Origin of the sequence: Caballeronia zhejiangensis (assembly GCF_000698575.1) — a bacterium.
GTDB classification, from domain to species: Bacteria; Pseudomonadota; Gammaproteobacteria; order Burkholderiales; family Burkholderiaceae; genus Caballeronia; species Caballeronia zhejiangensis.
Map to the genome: position 1 here is coordinate 66,178 of NZ_JFHD01000005.1, position 26,706 is coordinate 92,883.

General features: G+C 64.7%; 27 protein-coding genes. 16 read left to right on the plus strand and 11 right to left on the minus strand.

From position 1 onward, the window contains the following. Positions 1-198: 198 nt before the first annotated feature. Complete coding sequence (locus BG60_RS09680) at positions 199-1,062, plus strand: sulfurtransferase (protein WP_008350644.1); 864 nt, start codon at positions 199-201, stop codon at positions 1,060-1,062. Beyond that, complete coding sequence (gluQRS, locus tag BG60_RS09685) at positions 1,062-1,931, plus strand: tRNA glutamyl-Q(34) synthetase GluQRS (protein ID WP_034471237.1); 870 nt, start codon at positions 1,062-1,064, stop codon at positions 1,929-1,931. Before BG60_RS09680 ends, gluQRS begins: the two co-directional genes overlap by 1 nt. A gap of 55 nt (positions 1,932-1,986) precedes the next feature. On the opposite strand, the gene BG60_RS09690 is transcribed toward gluQRS, so the two are convergent. Then, positions 1,987-3,468, minus strand: coding sequence for a DEAD/DEAH box helicase (locus BG60_RS09690; RefSeq protein WP_034471240.1), 1,482 nt, complete (start codon positions 3,466-3,468; stop codon positions 1,987-1,989). On the opposite strand from BG60_RS09690, the gene BG60_RS09695 reads away from it, so the two are divergent. Next, a complete protein-coding gene (locus tag BG60_RS09695) occupies positions 3,449-4,000 on the plus strand; it encodes a hypothetical protein (protein WP_152563191.1) in 552 nt (183 codons plus the stop codon). The two genes, BG60_RS09690 and BG60_RS09695, sit on opposite strands and share 20 nt — an antisense overlap. Here BG60_RS09695 and BG60_RS09700 read toward each other — a convergent pair. The 3 genes from BG60_RS09700 to purT are packed head-to-tail and all read right to left on the minus strand — an operon-like array spanning position 3,934 to position 5,760. Continuing rightward, entirely contained in the window at positions 3,934-4,290 is a 357-nt protein-coding gene (locus tag BG60_RS09700; protein ID WP_008350649.1) for an MliC family protein, read from the minus strand. The two genes, BG60_RS09695 and BG60_RS09700, sit on opposite strands and share 67 nt — an antisense overlap. 37 nt (positions 4,291-4,327) lie before the next feature. Next, positions 4,328-4,483 carry a DUF6726 family protein gene (locus BG60_RS09705; RefSeq protein ID WP_308196654.1) on the minus strand — a complete coding sequence of 52 codons (156 nt, stop codon included), beginning with the start codon at positions 4,481-4,483 and terminating at the stop codon, positions 4,328-4,330. A 44-nt stretch (positions 4,484-4,527) separates the two neighbouring features. Further along, positions 4,528-5,760: a formate-dependent phosphoribosylglycinamide formyltransferase gene (purT, locus tag BG60_RS09710; protein WP_034471245.1), complete on the minus strand. Its 1,233-nt coding sequence runs from the start codon at positions 5,758-5,760 to the stop codon at positions 4,528-4,530. A 257-nt stretch (positions 5,761-6,017) separates the two neighbouring features. Here purT and BG60_RS09715 point away from each other — a divergent pair, with 257 nt between their 5' ends. Then, positions 6,018-6,608, plus strand: a complete 591-nt coding sequence (locus tag BG60_RS09715) for an META domain-containing protein (RefSeq protein ID WP_152563192.1) — start codon at positions 6,018-6,020, stop codon at positions 6,606-6,608. 143 nt (positions 6,609-6,751) lie between these two features. After that, positions 6,752-10,345: a DNA translocase FtsK gene (locus tag BG60_RS09720; RefSeq protein WP_034471247.1), complete on the plus strand. Its 3,594-nt coding sequence runs from the start codon at positions 6,752-6,754 to the stop codon at positions 10,343-10,345. A gap of 17 nt (positions 10,346-10,362) precedes the next feature. Here the strand turns inward: BG60_RS09720 and BG60_RS09725 are convergent, their stop codons facing one another. The 3 genes from BG60_RS09725 to BG60_RS09735 form a co-directional block, all read right to left on the minus strand. After that, the gene (locus tag BG60_RS09725) at positions 10,363-11,415 is read right to left on the minus strand and encodes a transporter (RefSeq protein WP_008350659.1); all 1,053 of its coding nucleotides are present in this window, start codon (positions 11,413-11,415) and stop codon (positions 10,363-10,365) included. 85 nt (positions 11,416-11,500) lie between these two features. Continuing rightward, positions 11,501-12,064, minus strand: coding sequence for a phospholipid:lipid A palmitoyltransferase (locus BG60_RS09730; protein ID WP_008350661.1), 564 nt, complete (start codon positions 12,062-12,064; stop codon positions 11,501-11,503). Between the two features lie 39 nt (positions 12,065-12,103). Continuing rightward, positions 12,104-13,420: a lactonase family protein gene (locus BG60_RS09735; RefSeq protein ID WP_034471249.1), complete on the minus strand. Its 1,317-nt coding sequence runs from the start codon at positions 13,418-13,420 to the stop codon at positions 12,104-12,106. Positions 13,421-13,597: 177 nt separating this feature from the next. Here BG60_RS09735 and BG60_RS36805 point away from each other — a divergent pair, with 177 nt between their 5' ends. Then, positions 13,598-13,750, plus strand: a complete 153-nt coding sequence (locus BG60_RS36805; protein WP_008350665.1) for a DUF3096 domain-containing protein — start codon at positions 13,598-13,600, stop codon at positions 13,748-13,750. Positions 13,751-13,901: 151 nt separating this feature from the next. On the opposite strand, the gene BG60_RS09740 is transcribed toward BG60_RS36805, so the two are convergent. Further along, positions 13,902-14,150 (minus strand): hypothetical protein, encoded by a 249-nt coding sequence (locus tag BG60_RS09740; RefSeq protein WP_033536686.1) that lies wholly within the window; start codon positions 14,148-14,150, stop codon positions 13,902-13,904. Between the two features lie 451 nt (positions 14,151-14,601). Between BG60_RS09740 and BG60_RS09745 the strand changes: the two genes are divergently transcribed. Next, on the plus strand, positions 14,602-16,476 hold the full coding sequence (locus BG60_RS09745) for a glycoside hydrolase family 15 protein (protein WP_034471251.1): 1,875 nt from the start codon (positions 14,602-14,604) through the stop codon (positions 16,474-16,476). A gap of 353 nt (positions 16,477-16,829) precedes the next feature. Next, positions 16,830-18,101 (plus strand): polyhydroxyalkanoate depolymerase, encoded by a 1,272-nt coding sequence (locus tag BG60_RS09750; RefSeq protein WP_008350671.1) that lies wholly within the window; start codon positions 16,830-16,832, stop codon positions 18,099-18,101. 109 nt (positions 18,102-18,210) lie between these two features. On the opposite strand, the gene BG60_RS09755 is transcribed toward BG60_RS09750, so the two are convergent. Further along, on the minus strand, positions 18,211-18,843 hold the full coding sequence (locus tag BG60_RS09755; protein WP_008350673.1) for a TetR/AcrR family transcriptional regulator: 633 nt from the start codon (positions 18,841-18,843) through the stop codon (positions 18,211-18,213). A 379-nt stretch (positions 18,844-19,222) separates the two neighbouring features. On the opposite strand from BG60_RS09755, the gene rsxB reads away from it, so the two are divergent. The 3 genes from rsxB (at position 19,223) to BG60_RS09775 (ending at position 21,227) form a co-directional block, all read left to right on the plus strand. Beyond that, the gene (gene rsxB / locus BG60_RS09765) at positions 19,223-20,059 is read left to right on the plus strand and encodes an electron transport complex subunit RsxB (protein WP_034471253.1); all 837 of its coding nucleotides are present in this window, start codon (positions 19,223-19,225) and stop codon (positions 20,057-20,059) included. A gap of 16 nt (positions 20,060-20,075) precedes the next feature. Further along, positions 20,076-20,720, plus strand: a complete 645-nt coding sequence (gene nth, locus BG60_RS09770) for an endonuclease III (RefSeq protein ID WP_008350681.1) — start codon at positions 20,076-20,078, stop codon at positions 20,718-20,720. A 75-nt stretch (positions 20,721-20,795) separates the two neighbouring features. Continuing rightward, positions 20,796-21,227 (plus strand): DUF1841 family protein, encoded by a 432-nt coding sequence (locus tag BG60_RS09775; protein ID WP_008350683.1) that lies wholly within the window; start codon positions 20,796-20,798, stop codon positions 21,225-21,227. A gap of 81 nt (positions 21,228-21,308) precedes the next feature. On the opposite strand, the gene BG60_RS09780 is transcribed toward BG60_RS09775, so the two are convergent. Together BG60_RS09780 and BG60_RS09785 are read right to left on the minus strand one after the other, a co-directional pair. Next, positions 21,309-21,689 (minus strand): c-type cytochrome, encoded by a 381-nt coding sequence (locus BG60_RS09780; protein WP_008350685.1) that lies wholly within the window; start codon positions 21,687-21,689, stop codon positions 21,309-21,311. A 40-nt stretch (positions 21,690-21,729) separates the two neighbouring features. Continuing rightward, on the minus strand, positions 21,730-22,095 hold the full coding sequence (locus tag BG60_RS09785) for a c-type cytochrome (RefSeq protein ID WP_008350687.1): 366 nt from the start codon (positions 22,093-22,095) through the stop codon (positions 21,730-21,732). A gap of 398 nt (positions 22,096-22,493) precedes the next feature. Here BG60_RS09785 and BG60_RS09790 point away from each other — a divergent pair, with 398 nt between their 5' ends. The 5 genes from BG60_RS09790 (at position 22,494) to BG60_RS09810 (ending at position 26,660) form a co-directional block, all read left to right on the plus strand. Then, positions 22,494-23,336 (plus strand): AAA family ATPase, encoded by an 843-nt coding sequence (locus BG60_RS09790; RefSeq protein ID WP_034471255.1) that lies wholly within the window; start codon positions 22,494-22,496, stop codon positions 23,334-23,336. A 7-nt stretch (positions 23,337-23,343) separates the two neighbouring features. After that, entirely contained in the window at positions 23,344-23,934 is a 591-nt protein-coding gene (locus BG60_RS09795; protein ID WP_034471257.1) for a GNAT family N-acetyltransferase, read from the plus strand. Between the two features lie 19 nt (positions 23,935-23,953). Beyond that, the gene (locus BG60_RS09800) at positions 23,954-25,129 is read left to right on the plus strand and encodes a vWA domain-containing protein (protein WP_008350694.1); all 1,176 of its coding nucleotides are present in this window, start codon (positions 23,954-23,956) and stop codon (positions 25,127-25,129) included. Positions 25,130-25,142: 13 nt separating this feature from the next. Further along, positions 25,143-26,339, plus strand: a complete 1,197-nt coding sequence (locus BG60_RS09805; RefSeq protein ID WP_034471259.1) for a benzoate/H(+) symporter BenE family transporter — start codon at positions 25,143-25,145, stop codon at positions 26,337-26,339. A gap of 72 nt (positions 26,340-26,411) precedes the next feature. After that, positions 26,412-26,660 (plus strand): energy transducer TonB family protein, encoded by a 249-nt coding sequence (locus BG60_RS09810; protein ID WP_034471261.1) that lies wholly within the window; start codon positions 26,412-26,414, stop codon positions 26,658-26,660. Positions 26,661-26,706: the final 46 nt, after the last annotated feature.

Genomic DNA, 26,706 nt, shown 5'->3' on the forward strand with positions numbered 1-26,706 from the left:
CTGAACCGGCGCCGAAGGGCGCGTTAGCCGAACGGATAAGGCCCGCGCCGCGCCCGGAATTGCGCGTGCGCAAGGCTTCGCGACGCGACAGCGGGAATCCGGCGAAGATGCGCGCCGTTTGCGGGATAATACGTGTTTTGCGCGCGATTTTCGCCCGCACTTTTTACCCGTCACAGCCGTTTTGCGCGTCATCCGATCATGAGCATCCTGAATCTCTCCGCCTATAAATTCGTCACCATCGAAGACGGCCCCGCGTGGCGGCCGCTCGTCACCGAACGCTGCAACGCGCTCGGTCTGAAGGGCACGATTCTGCTGGCGCCGGAGGGCATCAATCTGTTCATCGCTGGGCCGGTCGCCGAGGTCCGCGAGTTCATCGACTACATCCGCACGGACGCGCTCTTCGGCGGCCGCTTCGCCGATCTGCAATTCAAGGAAAGCCTTTCCGCGAAGCAGCCGTTTCGCCGCATGCTGGTGAAGCTCAAGCGCGAAATCATCACGATGAAGAAGCCCGCGATCAGGCCGGAACTCGGCCGCGCGCCGTCCGTCGACGCGCCCACGCTCAAAGCCTGGCTCGACCGCGGCCACGACGACGAAGGCCGTCCTGTCGTGATGCTCGACACGCGCAACGCATTCGAGGTCGATGTCGGCACGTTCGACAACGCGCTCGACTACCGAATCACGAAGTTCAGCGAGTTTCCTGAAGTGATCGAGCAGAATCGGGCGGATCTGGACGGCAAGACGGTCGTGTCGTTCTGCACCGGCGGGATTCGCTGCGAGAAAGCCGCGATTCACATGAAGGAAGTGGGCATCGAGCATGTTTATCAGCTTGAAGGCGGCATTCTGAAGTATTTCGAGGAAGTCGGCGGCGCGCACTACAACGGCGAGTGCTTCGTGTTCGATTACCGCACGGCGCTCGATCCGAACCTGCAGCCGACCGCAACCGCACAATGTTTCGGCTGCCGCGCGGTGGTGTCGGTCGAAGATCAGCAGTCGCCGTTCTACAAGCCGGGCGAGACGTGCCCGGCTTGCCATCCCGACGCGAAGGTCGGCGCCGCCGCGTAATGATTTATCGGGGACGATTTGCGCCCTCACCCACCGGCCCGCTGCATGCGGGCTCGCTCGTCAGCGCGCTCGCGAGTTTTCTCGATGCGCGCGCGCACGGCGGACGCTGGATCGTGCGCGTCGAAGATGTCGACGCACCGCGCACGGTTCCCGGCGCCGCCGATGAAATCCTCGCGACGCTCGAACACTTCGGCATGCACTCGGACGAGCCGCCCGTCTGGCAGAGCGCGCGCGGCGACGCGTATCGCGCCGCGTTCGAGCGTCTTCAGGCGACGGGTCTCATCTATCCGTGTGGTTGCACGCGCCGCGAAATCGCCGACTCGCTGGTGAACGCCCACGCGCGCCATGCGACGCTCGCCTATCCGGGAACGTGCCGCACCGGCCTGCACGGCAAGCCCGCGCGCGCGTGGCGGCTGCGCGTGCCGGACGGCGACGCGGCAGTCGTCAGGTTCGTCGATCGCTGGCAAGGCGCGCAGACGCAGGATCTCGCGACCGAAGTCGGCGATTTCGCGCTGAAACGCGCCGATGGACTGTGGGCCTATCAGCTCGCGGTCGTCGTCGACGATGCCGATGCCGGCATCACCCACGTCGTGCGCGGCGCCGACCTGCTCGATTCGACCGCGCGGCAAATCTACTTGCAGCAGTGCCTTGGCGTGCCGACGCCGGAATACCTGCATGTGCCTGTGGTCAACAACGGCATCGGCGAAAAGCTGAGCAAGCAGACGGGCGCGGCGCCGCTCGATCGCAACGCGCCGCTCGATGAGCTCGTCGAAGCGGCGCGGCATCTGGGCATCGAAGCGCCGGCCGCATCGCTGGAAACGTTCTACAGCGCCGCAACGGCGGAATGGGCGAAGCGTTTCGCGCGCTAGACGCAAAAAAGGCAGCCGCGCGGGCCGCCTTTTTCGATTCGAAGCGCAACGAAAATCACGACTTGCGCGGCATGCCCAGACCGCCGAGCAACGCCGCGAGCGGCTGCTTCGGCGCGCTCTTGCGCTCGGGCTCGACCGTTTCTTCCTGACGCTTCATCGCCGAGGGCGACGGCTCGTACGGCTTTAGGAAAAATTCGTCGATGGGCTGCTGACGGCCGCGCGGGCGATCGTGCGTGCCCGTCGTGCGGCGGCGCGGACCCGACTCGTCGCGCGGCGAATGCCGATGCTCCGTGCGCTCCGGTCGACCGAATCGCTCGTCACGACGCGGCGCCGATGCGTCGCGGCGCGCGCGAATCGTCACTTCGAGCGGCTCGACCTGGAGCGGACGCTTGATCAGCTTCTCGATGTCGGCGAGCTGCTTGCGCTCGTTCGCGCTGCACAGCGACAGCGCATCGCCCGATGCGCCCGCGCGCCCGGTCCGGCCGATGCGGTGCACGTAATCTTCCGCGTTGAACGGCAGATCGAAGTTGATGACCGCCGGCAATTCGGCGATATCGAGACCGCGCGCGGCGACGTCGGTGGCGACGAGCGCCTCGATCTCGCCGCGCTTGAACGCATCGAGCGCCTGCATGCGTTCGCTTTGCGAGCGGTCGCCGTGAATCGCCGTCGCGACGATGCCGTCCTTCTCCAGCACGCGCGCGAGGCGGCTCGCGCCGATCTTGCTATTGCAGAAAACGATCACCTGCTTCAGTTCGCGCTCGCGGATGAGCTGCGCGACCGCGCCGGATTTGTCGCTCTCGTGCACTTCGTAGACGATCTGGCGCACATTCGCATTCGTCGAATTGCTGCGCGCGACTTCGATCGTCTGCGGATTGCGCAGATACGTGGACGCGAGCTTCTTGATTTCCGGCGAGAACGTCGCCGAGAACAGCAGCGTCTGACGTTCCTTCGGCAGCAGATTCAGGATGCGCTGGAGATCGGGCAGAAAGCCCATGTCCAGCATGCGATCGGCTTCGTCGAGCACGAGCATCTGAACCTGACCGAGATTCACCGTCTTCTGCTGAACGTGATCGAGCAGACGGCCCGGCGTCGCGATCAGGATCTCGACGCCACGGCGCAACGCGTCGGACTGCGGATTCATGTCGACGCCGCCGAACACGACCGTGCTGCGCAGCGGCGTGTGCTTCGAGTACGTCTGCACGTTGGCGGCGACCTGGTCAGCGAGCTCGCGCGTCGGCGTGAGCATCAGCGCGCGCACCGGATGACGCGCGGGCGAGGCACTCGTGTTCGCGCTCGGCAAGAGCCGCTGGATGATCGGCAGCGAGAAACTCGCGGTCTTGCCGGTGCCGGTCTGCGCGGCGCCCATGACGTCGCGGCCCGCGAGGACGACGGGAATGGCCTGCGCCTGAATCGGCGTGGGCGTCGTGTAGCCGGACTCGCGCACCGCTTTCAGGATGTCGGCGGACAAACCGAACTGGTCGAACGTCGGCGCTGCGGCCGGTGCGGTGGACGTGTTCGTGGCGACGGAATCGGACATGGTGACTATATTGGCTTTCGCTAAAATGCCGCACGATGCGGCGCGCGTAAAAAACTCGGTCGGTTGTTTCGGTCGATCGTCGCGATCGGTTGCTTACGCGGATGGTTTCGTTGGTGCACGCGGCGCGTCGGTCAAGCGCAAGGTGCGCGCGCTGGACGGGGCGGCCGGTCAATCGAGCATCACGCCCCGCTCATTGCTCTGTTTCGATCCGCGTGCCGGCGTTCCGATGGAACACGGCTTCGATGACGCCTTCAAGGCACGCGGCATCGCGCGATCTGTCTTCCAAAGCGGCCGGGCGCTCGACGCCCATGTGCCCGCTCAAGCGGCATCGAACGGCGATGCCGGAAATTCTGGACTCGATCCGGCCGCGATTTTTACAGCCGGAAAGCCGCACATTGTAGCACCGCGCGCCGAGGCGCTCCGGCGGCGCGAGAGCGCACCCGGAGCGTACAGCAAGCGGCGCGCCTATTTCTTGCGCGCCTCGCAATCGGCGAGCAGCGGCGGCGAATCTTTCGCGGCCATCTCATCGTAGAGATTCGCCTGCGGGCCCTTGGTCCACCACGTATATTGATCGGCGACGTATTTCGCGCCCGATCCCGCGATCACGTTGACGAACAGGAGCTTACGTCCGTCGACGGTCAACGCCGCGAAGCTCTGATGGTTGCGCGTGTTCGTGTATTGAACGGACACGCTTTTGCCGTCCTTGCAGTCGTAGCGCGTGGTCTGCGTCGACGCGGTCTGGATCTGCGGCACGGTGAGCGGCATGGCGAGCGCCGCCTGGGCGCCGAGCAACGCGAGCATGATCGCAATCGGTTTTTTCATCGTTCGATTCACTTGTGTTTAGTGCGCGAGGCAGCGCTCAAGGGTCGATGACTTCCGCGCATGCGTCGGTCGGCGCGGCAGCGACATGCCCGACCACCGGCACGATTTTCAGTCCCGCCGACGCGATCCGGCACGGCGCCGCCGCAAGTCCGCAGCCCGAAAGCGCCACGCAGACCACGACGAGCGCGGACATCGGTTTCCATTTCAATTGCTCGCTCCCGCCGGCGCGCGCGCCGGTCATCTGGCCGAAACCGGCCTCACCTTCGACGCTGCGAGTTTCGCGCGTTCGCGCGCTTCGCCGGTGTCGGCGCCCGTTGCGAGCGCGACGCCCATGCGGCGCTTCACGAAACTTTCCGGCTTGCCGAAAAGCCGCAGATCCGCGCCGGGCACGGCGAGCGCTTCGGCGACGCCCTCGAACGCGATGCCCGCTTCGTCCAGCCCGCCGTAGATCACCGCCGACGCGCCGGGCGCGCGCAAAGCGGTATCGACGGGCAAGCCGAGGATCGCGCGCGCGTGCAGTTCGAACTCGGAGAAACGTTGCGTCGCGAGCGTGACGAGGCCGGTGTCGTGCGGACGCGGGCTCACTTCCGAGAACCAGACGTCGTCGCCGCGCACGAAGAGTTCGACGCCGAAGAGTCCGCGCCCGCCGAGCGCGGTCACGACCTTCGCGGCGACATCGCGCGATTTGGCGAGCGCGGCCGCGCTCATCGCCTGCGGCTGCCACGACTCGACGTAATCGCCCGCGACCTGAACGTGACCGATCGGATCGCAGAAGTAAGTTTGCGTCTCGCCGCTCGCGGGGTCCGCCGCGCGCACGGTGAGCTGCGTGATCTCGTATTCGAAGTCGATGAAGCCCTCGACGATCACGCGCCCGTGATTCACGCGCCCGCCCGCCATCGCGTAGTTCCACGCGGGTTCGACGTCGGCGTCGCTTTTGAGCACCGACTGGCCTTTCCCCGACGACGACATCACCGGCTTCACGACGCACGGAAAGCCGATCTTCGCGATCGCCGCCTTCATCTCGTCGAGCGATTGCGCGAACGCGTACGGCGAAGTCGGCAAGCCCAGTTCTTCGGCCGCGAGCCGCCGGATACCTTCGCGATTCATCGTGAGCTGCGTGGCGCGCGCCGTCGGGATGACGGTTGCGAGCCCGGCCGATTCGATATCGGCGAGCGCTTCGGTCGCGATCGCCTCGATCTCCGGCACGATCAGATGCGGCTGCTCCTTCTCGACGAGCGCGCGCAGCGCGGCGGCGTCGGTCATGTCGATCACGTGCGCGCGATGCGCGACCTGATGCCCCGGCGCGTTCGCGTACCGGTCCACCGCGATCACTTCGACGCCCAGCCGCTGCAATGCGATGATCACTTCCTTGCCGAGTTCGCCCGCGCCGAGCAGCATCACGCGCGTGGCATTGGGAGAAAGCGGCGTGCCGAGGCGCGTGGCGCCGGTGCGGCGTGGATCGGTCTGCATGAGTGCTCCAGAATCGGGTGGTGAGGTCAGCGAGGCGCAAAGCGGCTGAATTGGGCGCGATGTTAACACGCAGCACCAGCGGCGACACTTTGCCGTTCGGCCTATTGACAGGCGAATGCGCGCCGGAATTCCCGGCGCGTTTCCGATCGATGGCAAGCTCCCGAAAGCGCAGCCAGGCATTTTGTTGCATCGCGGCGCTGGACAAATCACAGGACGCGTGCGATACCCTTACGCTTTCGCCAGCTTCAGGATCATCGATGCCCACGCACTTCCCTCGCGCGTCCGCGCTTACCTCGCCGCGCTCATCGTCAAATCCGCTGTGGCGCCGCAAGAAGGCGCTCGCGCTGGTCTCCCGCACGTGCGCGCTCGTGGTCGCGGCGAGCGTCGTCGCCGGCTGCGCGATGCCGAAGCACACCGATGCAAGCGCCCCGCCCACCGATCCCTATAATCCTGCCGCCACGCAACTGCTCGACGATACGCAATGGGCGCTCACGAGCTGGACCGATGCGAGCGGCCAGCCGCGCGCCATCCCGTACGCGGGCGAGAACAACGCGCAGCCGCTCACGCTCGATTTCTCTACCGCGAACGGACGCCGTCAGGCGAGCGGCTTCTCGGGCTGCAACCGCTTTGCGGGCGCCTACGAGCTGAAGAACGGCAAGCTCACGTTCGGTCCGCTCGCCGGCACGCGCATGGCGTGCGTGTCCGGCGCGGGCGCGGCGCTCGAGCGGCCGTATCTCGACGCGCTCGCACGCGTCGCGAAGAGCGGCGTGCAGATGAATCCGCCGCAAGCGCTGCAACTGACGCTCGACGACGGTCAGGTGCTCACCTTCGCGCCACGTGGGAAATGATGTGTTGCGTACTCGCGGCAGGAACGTCGTGCGCGTGCGCCAGCCGTTAAACTGCTCGATCGAACAGCCCGGCCGACCGGCGATATCGCTGCGGCCGGGCAGCAGTCTCATTTGTTTCACCCAACATTGATTCAATCTCAAGCATGCACATGGTAGTTCTCGGCTGGTTCGGTGCATCGGTCGTCTGGTTCCTTCCGCTCTTCTGGCGCATCGTCAAACAGGCGCTGCCCGGCGGCGCAGGCGTGCGCGGCCCCGGCACGATCCGCCTCTGGATCGGGTTTGTCGCCGTGCTGATTGCGAGCAGCACGCTCGAAGGCGCGCTCGCAAACTCGCTCGAAACGCAGGCGAACATCAATCGCATCGGACTCGCGCTCGCCGCGGCGCTGAGCGGCCCGGCGCATCTGGCCGGCGCGGGCGCGATCGCGGCGCTCGTGCTCGCCATCTTTCTGCCCTGGCTGATCGAATTCAGCTGGCGCTCGGTGCTCGCATGGGCCGACGAAGCGTTCGGCTTCGGCCTGCCGCAAAGCTGGCTCACGCCCCGCGAACGCGAAAGCGAGTCGCGGCAACAGTCGACGACCCGTGACAAGGCGCGCGACAAAACGCGTGACAAGACGGCGAACTGGTTCGAACGGCGCGCCCGCGCGAAGACCGCACGCGATTCGCAGGAACGCGCCCATCGCGCCGAGCGTTTCGATTCGCCGACGCCGCGCACCTTGCCCGACGAGCCGACGCTCGGTCTGCCGACCGGTCATCGCAGCACACGTTATCAGCGGCCGACAGCGTGGCGCCCGCCCGCGACCGGCAAGAGCGGCGCGAGCCGCACGGTGGCGGCCGCCGCGAGCGCCGTCGCCACGGCCGAGGCGTACGCGAAACGCCCCGCCTTCGAGGCCGCAGGCGTCGCTCCTCCCGTGACGCAGACCGAGCCGATGGCGCCTTCGGGCTGGTTGAATTCGTCGCCATCGGCGGCGAATCGCGAGGCCCGCGCGCCGTTTGCGCCGCGTCAGGCGTCGGCGTTCGAGCCTTCCGGATCGGGCTTGCGCGCATCCGTCGCCGTCGACAAGCCGCGCGTCCAGACGCCGCCTCCTGCGCCGCGCGTGGATCGCCCGCGCAGTCCGGCGACATCGATGCCCGCGCAGCGATCGACGGGCGTGGCGAGCATGTCGACATCCGTCGGCACGAATCCCGGCACGAATCCCGGCGCGTCACGCCGGCCGCCTGTGACGCAAGCCCCGCAGGGCTTCAGGCGTCCCCCGGCGCGTCCGGCCGCAGCCGCCGCAGCCGCCGCAGCCGTTTCGACGCGCGAGTTCGCGCCCTCGCCGCTCGCCGCGCCCGCGTTCTCGCGTCCTGCCGCGCCGCTCGGACCGCCGACGCCGCCGCCCGCGCCCGAAGCCATCCAGGCGGCGCTGCGCTCGATCGAAGAGAAGACCGCGATGTGGACGTCACTCGCGGGCGCGAGTCTCGCGCGCGGGCATGTGGCAATGGCGCGCGCCGCGCAGCCCGAAGTCCAGCCGGCCACCGACGTACCGGAGCTGGCGGCGCCCGTGAAAAGCATCGTCGAAACGGCGCCGGAAGTGACGCCGCTCGTGGACGTGCAGGAAATCGATGAGCGCATCGATCCGCCGTCGATCGACGCGCACGTCATCGCGCCCGCGCTCGTCGAACCGCCGCCGCTTTTCGACATGCGTCTGCCCGAGCCGTCGATTCCCGAATTCGCGGCCTCCGAGCCCGACACGCCGCCCGCGATCGAAGCCGTCGAAGAGGAAGCGGAAGAAACTGCGATGCCGGAGCCGGCGCGCATCGATTTGCCGTCCGAACCGCCGCTGCCTCGCCCGGACGCAACGACGGCAGAACCCGCGCCTGTGGTCCGGGAGCGAGAACCCGAGCTCGAGCCCGAGCCGGACCTGCGCGATCTTGCGCAAACGCCGCCTTGGCTGGACGCGCCCGAGCCCGCCGACGAGCAAGGCGAGCCCCCTCCCCCATCGCTGCTTCGAGTGGTCGATGAGCCGGACGAAATGCCCGCCGAAGATGAACAACCGGTCGCCGAACAGCAGGCATCGGGCGACGAGTTCGCGACGCCGTCGAACATCGTGCGCTTTCCGGTGATCGCCGCCGCGCCCGTCGCGCCGCTGCCAGCGGTCGCCGCGCCCGCCGCTGCGCCCGTCGTGAATCAGCCGAGCCCGGCGCCCGAACCGCGCCCGCCGGTACGCGGTTCCGCGCCGACGGAATTCGAATTCCACGCGCCGCACGCATCGGCGGTGGAATTGCCGACGCTCGATCTGCTCGAACCCGCATCCGATGAAGTCGAGCCAGTCTCCGAGGAGCGTCTGAACGAAACCGGCCTGCTCATCGAGCAGCGCCTTCAGGAATTCAAGGTGCCGGTCACGGTCGTCGGCGCGTCGGCGGGTCCGGTCATCACGCGCTTCGAGGTCGAACCCGCGCTCGGCGTGCGCGGCAGCCAGATCGTCGGCTTGATGAAGGATTTGTCGCGCGGCCTCGGCCTTACGTCGATTCGCGTCGTCGAGACGATTCCCGGCAAGACCTGCATGGGCCTCGAACTGCCTAATCCGAAACGCCAGATGATCCGCCTTTCGGAGATCCTCGAAGACGACGTGTACCGCAACTCGAAGTCGAATCTGACGATCGCGATGGGCAAGGACATCATCGGCAATCCGGTCGTGACGGATCTCGCGAAGGCGCCGCACATGCTGGTCGCGGGCACGACGGGCTCGGGCAAGTCGGTCGCGATCAACGCGATGATCCTCTCGCTGCTTTACAAGGCGAAGCCCGAGGACGTGCGCCTCATCATGATCGACCCGAAGATGCTGGAGCTTTCCGTCTACGAAGGCATTCCGCATCTGCTCGCGCCCGTCGTCACCGACATGAAGCTCGCGTCGAACGCGCTCAACTGGTGCGTCGGCGAAATGGAAAAGCGTTACCGGCTGATGTCGGCGGTCGGCGTGCGCAATTTGCAGGGCTTCAACCAGAAAATCCGCAACACCGAAGCCGCCGGCAAGAAGCTCACGAACCCGTTCTCGCTCACGCCCGATGCGCCCGAGCCGCTCTCGACGCTGCCGCTCATCGTCGTGGTCATCGACGAACTCGCCGATCTGATGATGGTCGCGGGCAAGCAGATCGAGCAACTGATCGCGCGTCTCGCGCAAAAGGCGCGCGCGGCCGGCATCCATCTGATTCTCGCGACGCAGCGGCCATCGGTGGACGTCATCACCGGCCTCATCAAGGCGAATATTCCGACGCGCGTGGCGTTTCAGGTGTCATCCAAGATCGATTCGCGCACGATTCTCGACCAGATGGGCGCGGAATCGCTGCTCGGCGCGGGCGACATGCTGTTCCTGCCGCCCGGCACCGGCTATCCGCAGCGCGTGCACGGCGCGTTCGTCGCGGACGAGGAAGTGCATCGCGTGGTCGAACATCTGAAGCAGTTCGGCGAACCGGAGTACGAGGAAGGCATTCTGTCCGGACCGACGCCCGAAGGCGGCGGCACGCAGGATCTTTTCGGCGATTCGTCCGATGCCGAAGCCGATCCGCTCTACGACGAAGCTGTCGCATTCGTCGTGCGTACGCGGCGCGCGTCGATTTCGTCGGTGCAGCGGCAATTGCGCATCGGCTATAACCGCGCGGCGCGGCTCGTCGAGCAGATGGAAGCAGCAGGCCTCGTCTCGCCGATGGGCAGCAACGGCAACCGCGAAGTGCTCGCGCCGCCTGGCCCCGCCGAATAAGCGGCGCGCCTGAAGCGTTACCAGAGCCGCAAGCGGCGCAACAGAAAGATCGTGATGGCGGCGCAGCACGCCATCACGCCCACCACGATCCAGAACGACGCCGGATCTTTCGTGCCGGGCAAACCGGCCACGTTCATGCCGAAAATGCCGGTCACGAGCGTCGCGGGCAAGAGCAAGGCGGACATGATCGCGAGCCACAGCAGCTTGCGGTTGATGTCCTCCGAAAGCGCCGCGGCGATCTCGTCCTGCAACAGCTTCGCGCGTTCGTACAGCCCTTCCAGACCGCCGCCCAAGCCGTTCAGCACCTGGATCGCCTGCACGAGCGCTTCCATCGAACGCGGCTCGGCCCATTCGAGCTTGCGCAAGACGAGCTGCGTGAGCGCATTGCGCTCGGGATCGATGAAGCGCCGCACTTCCACGAGCCGCCGACGCACGTCGCCGAGCACGGAGCGGCACCTGGCGTGGCCGCCTTCGAGCACGCTTTCCTCGACATCGTCGAGACAGTCGCCGATTTCGTCGATGCGATCCGCGAAAGTGTCGTTCAGCGCGCGGATCAGGCCCGCGAAAAGATCGACGGTATCGCGGAACATCGCGCCTTCGAGCACGGCGTGACGCAGCCGGTCGGTCGATTGCAGCGGCCGCGCGCGCACCGTGATCATGCGATGCCGGTCGACGTAAAAGCGCAGCGCGCCGGTCGCGCGGTTCGCCTCGCGGGCATCGGGCGCGGTGGCGTCCGGCGTCTTCGCGACGAGCTCCAGGTCCGCGACGACGCCATACATGAAGTTCGATCCGATATGCACGCGCGGACGCTTGTCCTCGCCGTTCAGGAATTCGCGCGCGACGTCCGGCATCGACGTGACGCCTTCGAGCCAGCCTTCGACGGCGTCGTCGTTCGCGGACAGATGCAGCCACGTCGGGCCATCTCCGGCGACGGCTGCGCGCGCTTCGTCCCACGTCAGCCGCAACGCCTCGCCGCCCGCGAAGCTGAATGCGCTGATGAATCCCGGCGGCGCCGGTTCGTTGCGCTTCGCCGGGCGCTCGCGGGCGTCGAATGTATGAGTCGTGTTCAAGTTGCTTTCCCTGCTATTGCCTTTCGATTTCCTCAGTACACCTTTCAGTCGATGCGAAAGACAGGCGTATCAAAAAGGCATCGTACTAGAACTCGTAGCGGCCCCAGAAGAAGGCGACGTTCCCGTCGTTGAGACCGGGAATGTGCGGGATGATCGTCGCCATCACCGACGTGCTCCGGTAGCGGATCGAGCCGATCGGCAGCGCGAGCGGCAACGGCAGGTAATGCGCGATGTCGCTGCGCGCCGTGAAGCCGACGAAGAATCCGCCGCCCGCCTGCAATCCGCCGAGCACCGGCTTCGTATACCACTGGCGCGCGTAGCCGCCGATCGGCTCGAAATTGTGATGCGAATCGGAAAAGGCGAATGCGAACAGGATGTCTTCGTTACCGTTCGCGTCGGTCCAGTGCTTGCCCGCGCCTCCGCCCCACGACCACGGATTCAGTTCGCTGCGATTGTCGAAGCCGTTGATGTGCCAGCCGTAGCCCGTCACGTAAAGATCCCAGGTGCCTTCATGCGCGACGCGCATCACGCGCTGGCACGCCGACGACATCCAGTCGCGCTTGTAATCGCATTCCTTGTCGTCCGCGTGGGCCGCGCACGACACGCACAGCATCGAAATCGTGACTGCCTTGACCAGTGTTGTTTTCATCGTCCGCGCCCGGTCGTTTCAATCGCCGCGATCGACGCGTCACGATGGCGATACGAACTTGAAATCGACCGGCGAGCCGATCGACAGCCGCTTCGGGTCCGACGCAAGCTCGCCCGTCTGCGGATCGCGGCGAAAGAAATACGCGCTGTCGCTCTCCTGATTGCCGACGATGAGCCAGCGCCCGGTCGGATCGATTGCGAATTCGCGCGGCGTCTTGCCGAGCGTCGGATAGCGCTTGACGAGCTTCAGATGGCCGTTCACCGGATCGATCGAGAACTGCACGAGTTCGTTGGCGTCGCCGCGATTGGTCGCGTACAGGAAGCGCCCGTCAGGCGACAGATGAATCGCGCCGCCGCCGATCTTCCCTCTGAAACCCGGCGCGATCAGCGAGGCAGTCTGGATTTGCGTGAGCTTGCCGTCGCGGTAATCGAACGCTAGCACCGATGCGTTCAGCTCGGTCGTCAGATAAGCGTGCTTGCCGCTTGCGTCGAAGACCAGATGGCGCGGCCCCGAGCCCGCCTTGATCGGTGTGTAGCGCGATTCGGTCGGACCCAGCAGACCGCGGCTCGATGCGGACGGATCGGCCGTGTACCGATAGGCGAACACCTTGTCGACGCCGAGATCCTGCGCGAAGAGATACTTGCCGTCGGGCGAGAACACGGTCGAGTGGACATGCGAATTGTCCTGCCGTCCTTTCACCGGGCCGGCGCCTTCGTGATGCACCGTCAGCACCGAATTGCCGACGTGGCCATCGGAAGCCAGCGGAAACACCGCGAAGCTGCCGCCCGGATTGGACGCGACCGAATAGTTGGCTGTCAGCAGATATTTGCCGTCGGGCGATATCGCGAGATAGCACGGATCGTTGCCGTCCGATGACACGCGATTGAGAAAGCTCAACTGGCCGCTCGCGCGATCGAAGCGAAAGGCGCTGACGCCGCCGCGTTGCGTTGCCGGGCCGTTGTCGCCGGGCAATTCGTTCACTGCGTACACGTAATGGCGGTCGCGGCTCACGACGAGATACGACGGATTCACCGTCTGCGCCGACGCGATGCGGGACAGCTCGCCGCTGCCCGTGTCGAACCGATAGACATAGATGCCTTCGCTCTTGCCACCGCCCGTATAGGTGCCGATGAGCAGATCGTAGACGTCGCCGCTGGCCGGTTTCGACGCGGCGACGTCGCTCGCGGTGCCCGGCGCGGCGGGCGTCGCGCCCGTTTGCGCGAAGGCCTGCGCCGCTGCAAACGAGAGCATCAGCGCGACGCCTTTCGCCCACGCGACGGGCTTGGCGCGCTTCGGGCGCGCGTCTTGCAAGACGTGCATCAGCGGATTCGCGCCGCAAGGTTGGCTCGGGTGCATGAAACCTCCTCTTCGTCTCTTTGATGCTTGTTATCGGGAGCGGCGCGCGAAACCGCCGACATCGCAAGGCCCAAGGACGTGCGGGAGCAAGTTCCGCTCCAAACGATGAAAACGACGATACACCTTTGCACGACCAGCCAACCGACACGATTCGAACCAACAACAGGAGTTGCCGCGATGACCATCCACCTAAGCCTCGCCCCGCTCGTCTCGCTGATCGCCGGGATCCTCATTCTCATCATGCCGCGGCTGCTGAACTTCATCGTCGCGATCTATCTGATCGTGATCGGGCTGATCGGCCTGTTCGGCATGGGATCGGCTCATTTCTGACGGGCGCGCGACTGTCGTTGTGACGCCGATTCCCGTCGGCGGTTCCGCGGACGCGCACGAACGCGCGAACGCACGCGTACGGAATGTCCGTGCGCGTGCGCAAAGTGTCACGAAAGAAGGACGCGCGGGCCTGCCGCGCGGATCGGCCGTGTCAGCCGTTGGCGAGCTGATCGAGACGCAGGCGTCCCTGCAGCGACAGCGCACCGACCGACACGCCGGTCACGCCGAACGTATAGCGGTTGAAACAGCCGCGCTCCGTAAGGAACGCGGCGGCGGCGTCCATCGCGTTGCGCGACAGGCCGAGGTTCTTGTGATCGAGCGCGAGGAGCATGTCGGCGTCCGATACGCGGCTCGCGGCGGAAAGAATGGCGATGCAGTCAGCTTTCGACGGATAGAGCATGGGATTCTGTTCCTCGAAAACGCTACGTTGAAAACCGGAAGAGACGTTGCGCGAAGCGACTGCATGACCCGCGCGCGAGACGACCGGGAACATGCTGAAAGACAAATGAAAGGCACAGAAAGTTTCCGCCCCCTGCTCGAAAAGGCCGCGGCGCGGATGCCTTTCACGAAGCTTCATTCTAAACATCAGTCGAAAGCAGAAGCAACGGTGCGTTCGGCGCTTCGCTAGTCATTTTCCGCCAACCGTGCGACACGTCCCGATGACGCCCGGCCCGGTTTCCTGCTCGCCGTGAACGATTGCGGCAGAATGCGGCCAGAAAGCATGCATGACGTCCGTCGCCCCGACCGCCGACGACGCCGCGTTTCGCTCGGGCGCTCGTGTCCCGAATCGTTTGCTCAACCCGCGGCGCGTTTCGATTCGGCCCGCGCCGCCTGCAGGAAGATGTTCGCTTATGCCCGCACTGATCGAAGACTATGCAATGGTCGGCGACGGCCACACCGCCGCCCTCATTTCCCGCGACGGCTCCGTCGACTGGCTCTGTTGGCCGCGCTTCGATTCGGGCGCGTGCTTCGCCGCGCTGCTCGGCACGCCCGAGCACGGCCGATGGCTCCTCGCGCCCGACATGCCCGACGGCGAGTCGCCTGTCGTCAGCCGCCGCTATCGAGATGACACGCTGGTCCTCGAAACCGATTTCGAGACACCGCAAGGCGCGGTGACGATCGTCGATTTCATGCCGCTTCGCAACGGCCATTCGGAGCTGGTGCGTATCGTGATCGGACGCCGCGGCACGGTACGGATGAAGATGGAACTCGTGCTGCGCTTCGATTACGGCTCCGCGGTGCCGTGGGTCAGCCGCCTGCCCGACGACAGTGGCATCCGCGCGATCGCCGGGCCGGATCTCGCGGTGCTGCGCACGCCCGTCGATCTCGTCGGCGAGAACATGCACACGACCGCCTGCTTCGATGTGAGCGAGGGCGAGCGCGTGCCGTTCTCGCTGTGCTATTCGCAGTCGCATCTGCGCTTGCCGCACGCATCCGATCCGAATACGCAACTCGCGCGCACCGAAAATCACTGGCGCGAGTGGTCCGGGCAAAGCGAGCTCAACGGCCGCTGGGCGAGCGCGATCCGCCGCTCGCTCATCACGCTGAAGGCGCTCGCGTACGAGCCGACGGGCGGCATCGTCGCCGCGCCGACGACATCGCTGCCGGAACAGCTCGGCGGCACGCGCAACTGGGACTACCGATACTGCTGGCTGCGCGATGCGACCATCACCCTGCTCGCGATGATGCGCGGCGGCTACTACGACGAAGCCCGCGCATGGCGCGCGTGGCTGGGCCGCGTGATGGCGGGCTCGCCCGCGCAGATTCAGATCATGTACGGCATCGCGGGCGAGCGCCGCCTGCCCGAATGGGAGATCCCGTGGCTGCCGGGATACGAAGGCGCGGCGCCGGTGCGGATCGGCAACGGCGCGGTCGACCAGTTGCAGCTCGATGTCTACGGGGAAGTGATGAACGCGCTGCATCTCGCGCGCGTCGGCGGGCTGCAGAGCGATGAAACCGCGTGGTCGATCCAGTGCGCCATGCTGCAACACCTCGACACGATCTGGGAAGAACCCGACGAAGGCATCTGGGAAGTGCGTGGGGGCAAGCAACACTTCACGTTCTCGAAGGTGATGGCGTGGGTCGCGTACGACCGGGCGATCAAGTCGGCGGAAAGCTTCGACCTGCCCGGCCCGATCGATCACTGGCGGGAGATGCGTGCGCGCATCCGCGCCGAGGTGCTGAAGAAAAGCTGGAATCCGAAGCTCAACTCCTTTACGCAGGCTTATGGCAGCGACGCGCTCGATGCCAGCCTGCTGCTCATTCCGTTGCTCGGATTTTTGCCGCCAAAAGATCCGCGAGTGACCGGAACCGTACATGCGATCGAGACCGATTTGACGCACGATGGGCTCGTCAAGCGCTACCACACCGCGGAAGTCGCGGACGGGCTGCCGCCCGGGGAAGGCACGTTTCTGGCTTGTAGCTTCTGGCTGGTCGACAATCTGGCGCTGCAGGGCCGGATCGACGAAGCGCATCAAATGTTCGAGCGCCTCGTCGGTCTCGCGAACGATGTCGGGTTGTTGGCCGAGGAGTACGACACGGTGGCGAAGCGCATGGTCGGGAATTTCCCGCAAGCCTTTACCCACGTGGCTCTCGTGCACACCGGGATGAACCTGATGCGTCACGAGGAAGAAATGGCGAAGGCGACCGGTCAGCCGTCCGGCTCGGAACATCACGCCGAATCTGAAGCGCAGGCCGAAATCGACGCCGCGGCGGGAAAGTCATAAATCTCTGTTTTATTGGCGAAATCAGTGTTTTGACGGTAATATTTGTGCAATGCACAAAAAGTATGATTGCAGGATGTGTGTTTCCAGGCGAGCAATTTCAACCGATCGGTTGAATTGAACGTTTAATGCGCGGAAAATATTGCCTCGACTCAAGTTGCATTCTTCCCGCGTCGATAACGCGCAGGGGGCAACGCGAAAAGGCACGCGAAGCATCGCAGGAAGTCAGTGCCCCGGCAGCAAGGCGACAGCCCGCCGCGCCGCCGGGGATCTTCGAAAGCCGTTGAAGTTCGTCGCCGGAAGCATTGCCGGGATCAACGGGCGTACCGGTTTCCACCGGAGTTACTGGGGCAACCATGCTCTATCAAATTCACGAATTCCAACGCGCCATGCTGTCTCCCCTCACAGCATGGGCCCAGGCAGCATCGAAATCCTTCGTCAACCCGGCCAGTCCGCTCGCCTATGTGCCGGGTTCGAGCCGTCTCGCCGCAGGCTACGAACTGCTCTACCGGCTGGGCAAGGACTATGAGAAGCCGGAGTTCAATCTTCATCAGATCGTCAAGGACGGTCACAACATTCCGATCGTCGAGCAGACGGTGATCGAGAAGCCGTTCTGCCGCCTCCTGCGCTTCAAGCGCTTCGCGGACGACAGCGCAACCGTCACCAAGCTGAAGAACGAGCCGATCGTGCTCGTGTGCGCACCGCTCTCGGGCCACCATTCGACGCTTTTGCGCGATACGGTCAAAACGCTCTTGCAGGACCACAAGGTGTACATCACCGACTGGATCGACGCGCGAATGGTCCCGACCGAGAACGGCCCGTTCCATCTGGACGATTATGTCGAGTACATCCAGGAGTTCATCCGTCATATCGGCGCGAAGGACCTGCACGTCATTTCGGTGTGCCAGCCGACCGTGCCGGTGCTCGCCGCCATTTCGCTGATGGCGAGCCGCGGCGAAGACACGCCGCGCACGATGACGATGATGGGCGGCCCGATCGACGCGCGCCGCAGCCCGACCTCCGTCAATTCGCTCGCGAACGAGCACTCGTATGAGTGGTTCGAGAACAACGTCATCTACACGGTGCCGGCGAACTATCCCGGCGTCGGGCGCAAGGTCTATCCGGGCTTCCTGCAGCACGCGGGCTTCGTCGCGATGAATCCCGAGCGCCATCTCACGGCCCATTGGGACTTCTATCAAAATCTGCTGCGCGGCGACGATGAGGACGCCGAGCAACATCGCCGTTTCTACGACGAATACAACGCCGTGCTCGACATGGCCGCCGAGTACTACCTCGAAACGATCCGCATCGTGTTCCAGGAATTCCGGCTCGCCGAAGGCACATGGGAAGTCAACGACGAGCTCGTGCGTCCGCAGGACATCAAGCACACGGCTCTTTTCACGATCGAAGGCGAACTCGACGACATCTCCGGCAGCGGCCAGACGCGCGCCGCCCACGATCTGTGCACCGGCATTCCGGAGAAGCACAAGCGCCATTTCACGGCGGAAAAGGCCGGCCACTACGGCATTTTTTCGGGCCGCCGCTGGCGCACGATGGTGTATCCGCAATTGCGCGAGTTCATTCTCGAGCACGACAAGACGCCGAAGACCGAAGCCGTGCCGGCCTAAGGTACGAGCGGTACGAACGCACGAGCGCGCCGGGACCGATTCCATCGCGGAAAACAAAAACGTCACGCCTTGCAAAGGGCGCGACGTTTTTTCTCCCGACCGCGTCGATTTAGCGGCGCGTCAAAAAGGCCAGCAGCAACTCGGTATTCATCCGCACGATCTGCTCGCGCTGCGCCTGCTCGCTGAAATCGAGCCCGAAAGTCGCTTCCAGCGTGAAGCGATTCGAAACGATGTAATAACCGAGTCCCGACAGGATGATGTAGAACTTGAGCGGATCGACGTCGGTGCGAAACAGTCCGGCTTTCTGACCGCGATCGAGAATGGCCGTGAGCGTCGCGACGATCGGCGAAATGAGCTCGCGTATTCGATTCGATCCTTTGATATATCTCGCCTCGTGCAAATTCTCGTTGTTGATGAGGCGCAGCAACTCCGGATGATCCCGGTAGTAATCCCAGACGAAATGCGCGAGACGCGTCATCGCTTCGATAGGCGCAATGCCGTCGAGTTCGAGCGTGCGTTCCGCTTCGACGAGCGCCGATAGCGCATGTTCGAGCACGGCGGTGAATAACTGCTCTTTGCTACCGAAGTAGTAATAGAGCATGCGCTCATTGGTCTCCGCCCGACGCGCAATCTGATCGACACGGGCGCCGAACAAGCCACCGGCCGCGAACTCTTCTGCGGCGGCAAGCAAAATACGGCGCCGGGTGCCTTCAGGATCTCTTTTGATTTTCGGCTGATTCATGGTGGCATGACTCGGGAGCCGCGTTGCCGGATTAGCGTCACGCGGCCCGCATTGGGTACATGACGTGAACGGGCGCTGCCCAGGGTTATTGGGAAACACCGTCCTGCGGTCAAACGGAAAAGCGCTTCGATTATGCGCACATCGAAAGGACGTTGGCAATTGGGAGTAGAAGCCATTCGGCACGACTGTTGACGACTTCGGCGATAATGTCGATCAAAGCCGAGCGTGCGCCCGCGAAACGGGACGCGCGCCGAACAGGCAGCGTGCCCGTCGTCGTGGACGCCGAAGCGTTCTCTTCGCATCCGAAGCGCACCGCGCGATTCCCAACGCGATCTTCGCCCACGCTGCGCCAGTCCCCAAGGCATCATCGCAATTCCTCGTGACCGCAACCTTTTCCAAGACGCTCGCCGAGCGCATCGAAGACCTGCTGCCGCAGACGCAATGCACCAAGTGCGGCTACCCGGCCTGCCGGCCCTACGCCGACGCCATCGCCGCGGGCGAGGCGAGCTATAACCGGTGCCCGCCGGGTGGCGCCGAAGGTGTCGCGCGTCTCGCCGCGCTGCTGGGCGCGCCCGATATACCGCTCGATACGACGCATGGCGTCGAGCGCGCACGGCCCGTCGCGGTGATCGACGAGAACGTGTGCATCGGCTGCACGCTGTGCATGCAGGCGTGTCCGGTCGATGCGATCGTCGGCGCCGCGAAGCAGATGCACACGGTCATCGCCGAACTGTGCACGGGTTGCGATCTGTGCGTGCCGCCCTGCCCCGTCGATTGCATCGCGATGGTGCCCGTGACCGGCGATCGCACCGGCTGGGACGCGTGGAGTCAGGAACAAGCCGATGCCGCGCGCGCCCGGCACGACCGCCGCGTGGCACGTCTGGAGCGCGAGCGCGCCGAGGCGCAGGCACGCGCGAGCGCGCGTCAGGCCGCGCGGGCGGCGCAAACAGCGCAAGCGACGCAGGCCACGCACGAAGCGCAGCCCGCGAGCGACGATCCGGAAGCGAAGAAACGCGCGATCATCCAGGCCGCGCTGGAGCGCGCCCGCAAGAAGAAAGAAGAGATGGCGAAGCTCGGCGCCGGTCCCAAGAACACGGCTCACGTGAGCGCGGCCGTGCAGGCGCAGATCGACGAAGCGGAAGCGCGCCGCCGCCGTCTTGGCATTACGGACGACGCAAACGCGTCCCATCCCGATAAAGGCGATAAACCCGCGTAAGAACGGACATCGAATCATGAACGCCACGAAGCGCCGCGCGATCTACGAGACCTTGCAGAGCCTGAATCCGCACCCGGTGACCGAGCTCGAGTACACGACGCCGTTCGAACTGCTGATCGCCGTGATGCTCTCCGCGCAGGCCACCGACGTCTCCGTGAACAAGGCGATGCGCAAGATGTTTCCCGTCGCCAACACGCCGGCAACGGTGCTCGCGCTCGGCGAGGAAGGCGTAGCGGAATACATCCGCACGATCGGGCTGTATCGCACGAAGGCGAAGAACGTGATCGCGACGTGCCGCATGCTCGTCGAGCAGCACGGCGGCGAGGTGCCGGACAATCGCGAGGCGCTGGAAGCGCTGCCGGGCGTCGGCCGCAAGACCGCGAACGTCGTGCTGAACATCGCGTTCGGGCAGCCGTCTATCGCCGTCGATACGCACATCTTTCGCGTCGCGAATCGCACCGGGCTCGCGCCGGGCAAGGACGTGCGCGCCGTCGAAACCGCGCTCGAGAAATTCACGCCGAAGGAATTTCTGCACGACGCGCATCACTGGCTGATCCTGCATGGACGCTATGTCTGCAAGGCGCGCGTGCCGGAATGCTGGCATTGCGCGATCGAGCCGCTCTGCGAGTATCGGCCGAAGACGCCCGCGCCCGTCGAATGAAGAGGGTTTGGGCAGAACCGGTGCATCGCGGTCTACAATAGCGGATTCAGAAACCCGCAATCGAATCAATACGTTATGTTCAACCCCAGCCGCGACGAAGTTCGCCAGTTCTTCACCGAAACGTGGCGCAAGGAGCGCGCCGGCGAGATTCTGACGCCGCTCGAAAGCATGGCCGCCGACTGGATCGGCGAGCATCCGGAATATCACGACGCGCTCGTGAACCCCGAATCGCGCGAAGCCGATTACTCGCCCGATCGCGGTCAGACGAACCCGTTTCTGCATCTGTCGATGCATCTCGCGATCAGCGAGCAGCTTTCGATCGATCAGCCGCCGGGCATCCGCCGCGCGCACGACAGGCTCGTCGCACGCCTCGGCTCGCCGCACGACGCGCAGCACGCGATCATGGATTGCCTCGGCCAGATCATCTGGGAAGCGCAGCGCTCCGGCACCCCGCCCGACACCGACGCCTATCTCGCGCTGATCGAGCGCCGTGCTTCGCGCGACTAAGCATCGAAACCGGACGCATCAAGCAAAACACCCCGCTTCGAGCGGGGTGTTTCGTTGTGCGGATTGCGGGAGAAATCGCGCTTACTTCTTCAGCACGAGACTGCCATCGAGCGATTCGATGTATGCCGCGAGATCCTTCAGATCGCTCTGCGACAGGTTCTGCACCTGCGCCGCCATGATGGCGTTGTTGCGTCCGAAGTTCGGGTTGTTGCCGCCGATCTGATACTGCCGCAGCGCCCAGTAGATGTACGTCGCGTGCTGACCCGCGAGACGCGGATACTCGCCGCTCACCGGCTTGTTCAGACCGGGACCGTGACAGGCCGCGCAGTTGTGGCTGTCGGAAAGCGCCTTGCCGTTTGCGACATCGGCTGCGTGCGCGCTGCCGAACGCCGTCATGCCGATGAGCGCCGCTGCGGCGCTCGCTGCCTTGAAGCTTGAGTGAAGTGCCTTGGACGGCTTCATGAATTCTCCTTCCCGTTGTCGCTTTGCGTTCACGCGCGGATCACTTGTCGGGATTGTTCTTCGATTGGGGAGTCTGCGCAGCGTAGTACGCGGCGATATCGGCGATATCCTGATCCGACAGCGTCGTCGCGATGGCGCGCATCGTGTCGAAATGACGGTCGCCCTTCTTGTAGGCATGCAGCGCATTGGCGATGTACTGCGCGTTCTGGCCGCCCAGCATCGGCACTTCGTACACCTCGGGGTACGCGGTGCGATAGCCGGGGATGCCGTGGCAGCCGATGCACATCGCAACCTTGCCCTCTGCGGCCTTCGCGTTGCCGACGACGTCGGCCGACGCCTCACTCGCGAAGCCGGCGAGACCGGACAGCGCTGCAATCACGGCACATTTGCCGACGAAATTGTTCATAGCTCTTCTAACCTGGCTTGAGGGGAAATCCGGCGCTCACAAGGCCGCGGCCCGCGCCGAGCGCAATACAACCTTCTCGGGACTGTTTGCTGTTGCAGGGTCTGTCGCCACGCAGGCCAAAAAAATCGCGCTAATTGTACCGCGCGACCTACCCTCCGTCCACACGCGAACCGCGCCGAAGCCCTGCTGACAAGGGGAATCGGCTGAAAAGCAGCCGTTTGCCCTGCGACAATTCGTCCCTGTACACGCGATGAACCCGCTTGCGCGCACGCTTCACCCGCGCTCGGGCATGCAGCGTCGACCTGCCGATAAAGCGGCTCAAACGATACCGGGCGCGCCTCAATGCGGAAAGGTCTTCTGACTTATACTGGGATTTTTTTGCCAACCGGATCTTCGTCATGCGTTTCGAAGGCTCATCGCAATACGTCGCAACCGACGATCTCAAGCTCGCGGTGAACGCCGCGATGACGCTGCAACGGCCGCTGCTCATCAAGGGCGAACCGGGAACCGGCAAGACCATGCTCGCCGAGGAAGTTGCGGGAGCACTCGGCATGCCGCTTCTGCAGTGGCACATCAAATCGACGACGAAAGCCCAGCAAGGCCTGTACGAATACGACGCCGTCTCGCGCCTGCGCGATTCGCAGCTCGGCGACGAGCGCGTGAAGGACATCCGCAATTACATCGTCAAGGGCGTGCTGTGGCAGGCGTTCGAGTCGGACCAGCAGAGCGTGCTGCTCATCGACGAGATCGACAAGGCGGACATCGAATTTCCGAACGACTTGCTGCGCGAACTCGACCGCATGGAGTTCTACGTCTACGAGACGCGCGAGCTCGTGAAAGCGAAGCACAGGCCGCTCGTCATCATCACGTCGAATAACGAGAAGGAGTTGCCTGACGCGTTCCTGCGCCGCTGCTTCTTCCACTACATCAAGTTCCCGGACGCGGAGACGATGAAGGCCATCGTCGAGGTGCATTTTCCGAACATCAAGCAGGATCTGCTCGCCGCGGCGATGCAGAGCTTCTTCGAGCTGCGCCAGGTCTCGGGCCTGAAGAAGAAGCCGTCGACGTCCGAACTGCTCGACTGGCTCAAGCTGCTCCTGGCCGAAGACATTCCGCCCGAGGCGCTTTGCTCGTCGGATCAGAAACAGATCGTGCCGCCGCTGCACGGCGCGTTGCTCAAGAACGAACAGGACGTCGCGCTCTTCGAGCGGCTGCTGTTCATGAACCGCAACCATCGCTGATAACGACATGAGCCGCTGGATCGAACCCGTCACGCTGCAAGGCGAACACGTCAGGCTCGTGCCGCTCACGCCCGAGCACGAGCAGGCCCTCACGGCCGCCGCGAGCGATGGCCAATTGTGGAAGCTCTGGTACACCTTCGTGCCGCCGCCCGACAAGACGCGCGCCTATATCGACACCGCGCTCGACATGCGCAACCGCTCGGGCGCGCATCCATTCGCGGTGATCGATGCGAAGAGCGGCGACATCGTCGGATCGACGCGTTACTTCAACGTCGACGAAGCGAATCGTCGGCTGGAGATCGGGCATACGTGGTATGCGAAGCGCGTGCAGAAGACCGCGCTCAACACCGAAGCCAAGCTGCTGCTGCTCACGCACGCCTTCGACAGGCTCGATGCCATCGCCGTCGAATTCCGGACGCATTTCATGAACCACGCGTCGCGCACGGCGATCGCGCGGCTCGGCGCGAAGCAGGACGGCATTCTGCGCAATCATCAGGTCGGCAAGGACGGCGTGTTGCGCGACACCGTCGTGTTTTCGATCATCCGCTCGGAATGGCCGGCGGTGCGCGCCAATCTGAATTTCCGGCTCGAACGTTAAGCACGATGGAGAGCGCGCCATGCTGATCGACTTCTTCTACTCGCTGCGCGACGCGAAGCTGCCCGTTTCGGTGAAGGAATATCTGACCTTGCTCGAAGGGCTGAAGGCGCAGGTCATTTCGCCCTCGCTCGACGAGTTCTATTTCCTCGCCCGCATGACGCTCGTGAAGGACGAGAAGTACTTCGACAAGTTCGATCGCGCGTTCGGCGCGTATTTCCACGGCCTGACGCAGCTTCCCGACGAAGTCTTCGACATTCCGCTCGACTGGCTCAGGAAACGGCTCGAACGCGAATTCACGGCGGAAGAGAAGAAGCGCATCGAGGCGCTGGGCGGCCTCGACAAGCTCATGGAACGCCTGAAGGAACTGATGGACGAGCAGAAGGAGCGTCACGAAGGCGGCAACAAATGGATCGGCACGGGCGGCACGTCGCCCTTCGGGCATGGCGGCTACAACCCGGAAGGCATTCGCATCGGCGGGGAATCGGCGGGGAACCGCACCGCCGTGAAAGTGTGGGACGAGCGCGCGTACAAGGATTACGACGATCAGGTCGAAATCGGCACGCGCAACATCAAGGTCGCGCTGCGGCGCTTGCGGCGCTTCGCGCGCGAAGGCGCGAACGAAGAGCTCGATCTGCCCGGCACGATCCGCAGCACCGCCGCCAACGCCGGCTGGCTCGATCTCAAGATGGTGCCCGAGCGCCACAACAACGTGAAAGTGCTGATGCTGCTCGACGTCGGCGGCTCGATGGACGATCACATCAAGCGCGTCGAAGAGTTGTTCTCGGCGGCGAAGGCCGAGTTCAAGCATCTCGAGTTCTACTACTTCCACAACTGCGTGTACGACTATTTGTGGAAGAACAACCGCCGCCGTCACACCGAGCGCACGCCGACCTTCGACGTGCTGCACAGGTTCACGCCGGACTACAAGCTGATCTTCGTCGGCGACGCCACCATGAGTCCCTACGAAGTGCTGCAGCCGGGCGGCTCCGTCGAATACAACAATGCCGAGGCCGGCGCGGTGTGGTTGCGCCGTCTCGCGGATCAATTCCCGCATCACGCATGGCTCAATCCCGAGCCCGAGCGGCTATGGGAATATCGCCAGTCGATCTCCGCGATCCGCAACGTGCTCGGCAATCGCATGTATCCGCTGACGATGGCCGGCCTCGAAACCGCCATGCGCGCCCTGTCGAAGTAATCGAGACACCCGAATGAAAGCTTCCGCTCCGGCGCCCGCCGCGCCGCGTTTCCTCTTTGATACGTCGCTCTCCACGATCGTCGCCGGTTTCGTCGCGATGATGACCGGCTACACCAGTTCGCTCGTCCTGATGTTCCAGGCGGGCCAGGCCGCGCATTTGTCCGATGCGCAGATTTCCTCGTGGATCTGGGCGCTCTCGATGGGCATGGCGGTCTGCACGATCGGCCTGTCGCTGCGCTATCGCGCGCCGATCGTCGTCGCATGGTCGACGCCGGGCGCGGCGCTGCTCGTCTCGTCGCTGCCGAACGTCGCCTACGCCGATGCGATCGGCGCGTTCATCGTCTGCGCGGTGCTCTTGACCGCCGTCGGCCTGACCGGCTGGTTCGACACGCTGATGAAGCGCATTCCGTCGGGCATCGCCGCCGCGCTGCTCGCGGGCATCCTGTTCGAGATCGGCATCGAGATTTTTCGCGCCGCCGAGCATCGCACCTCGCTCGTCATCGTGATGTTTTTCACGTATCTCGCCGGCAAGCGCTTCCTGCCGCGCTACGCGATCCCGGCGACGCTCGTCGTCGGCATCGCGGTCGCGGGCGCGCTCGGGCTGCTCGACTTTTCGCGCTTTCATGTGGCGCTCGCGCATCCCGTCTTCACGATGCCCGCGTTCTCGATCGCCTCGGCGATCAGCATCGGCATTCCGCTTTTCGTCGTCGCGATGGCCTCGCAAAACGTGCCAGGCATCGCCGTGTTGCGCGCCGATGGCTACACGACGCCTTCCGCCCCGCTCATCTCGACGACCGGCCTCGCGTCGCTCGTGCTCGCGCCGTTCGGCTCGCACGGCGTGAATCTCGCCGCCATCACCGCCGCGATCTGCACCGGCCGCGAGGCGCACGAGAATCGCGACAAGCGCTACACGGCGGCCGTCTGGTGCGGCGTGTTCTATCTGCTCGCGGGCACGTTCGGCGCGACCATCGCGGCGCTGTTCGCGGCGTTTCCGAAGGAGCTCGTCGTGTCGGTGGCGGCGCTCGCCCTCTTCGGCTCGATCATGAGCGGCCTCGCCAACGCGATGCAGGACGCGCGTCAACGCGAGCCCGCGCTCGTCACGTTCATGGTGACGGCGTCGGGCCTCACGCTGCTGTCGATCGGCTCCGCGTTCTGGGGCTTGATCGCGGGCGTTGTGACGCATGTCGTGCTCAATGCCAGACGCGCCTGACGCAGCCTACAATGGCGGAATCGGCCCCGATTTCCGGCCGATGCTTCCGCAATCGTTTTTGGCATTTCCGTCATGGCTTTGATCGACAGACTGCTGGCGCGCTCCACGCCGCCTGCCACCGCACCTAAGCGCAAGACGATCGTGCGCGTGCTGCTCGACGACGCCGGGCACGTCCAGGACGTCGTCATGAAGATGAGCTGCGGCGATCCGGCGAAAGACGCGCACGCGCTCGACGAAGTCCGCAAGATGCGCTTCGCGCGCGGCCAGTTGGACTCGGGCACGGTGCGGCGCTGGCACGAGCTCGCTTACGCGGCCGATTGAACGCGACTGAACGCGCTTGAACGCGATTGAACGCGCGAGGCGGCGC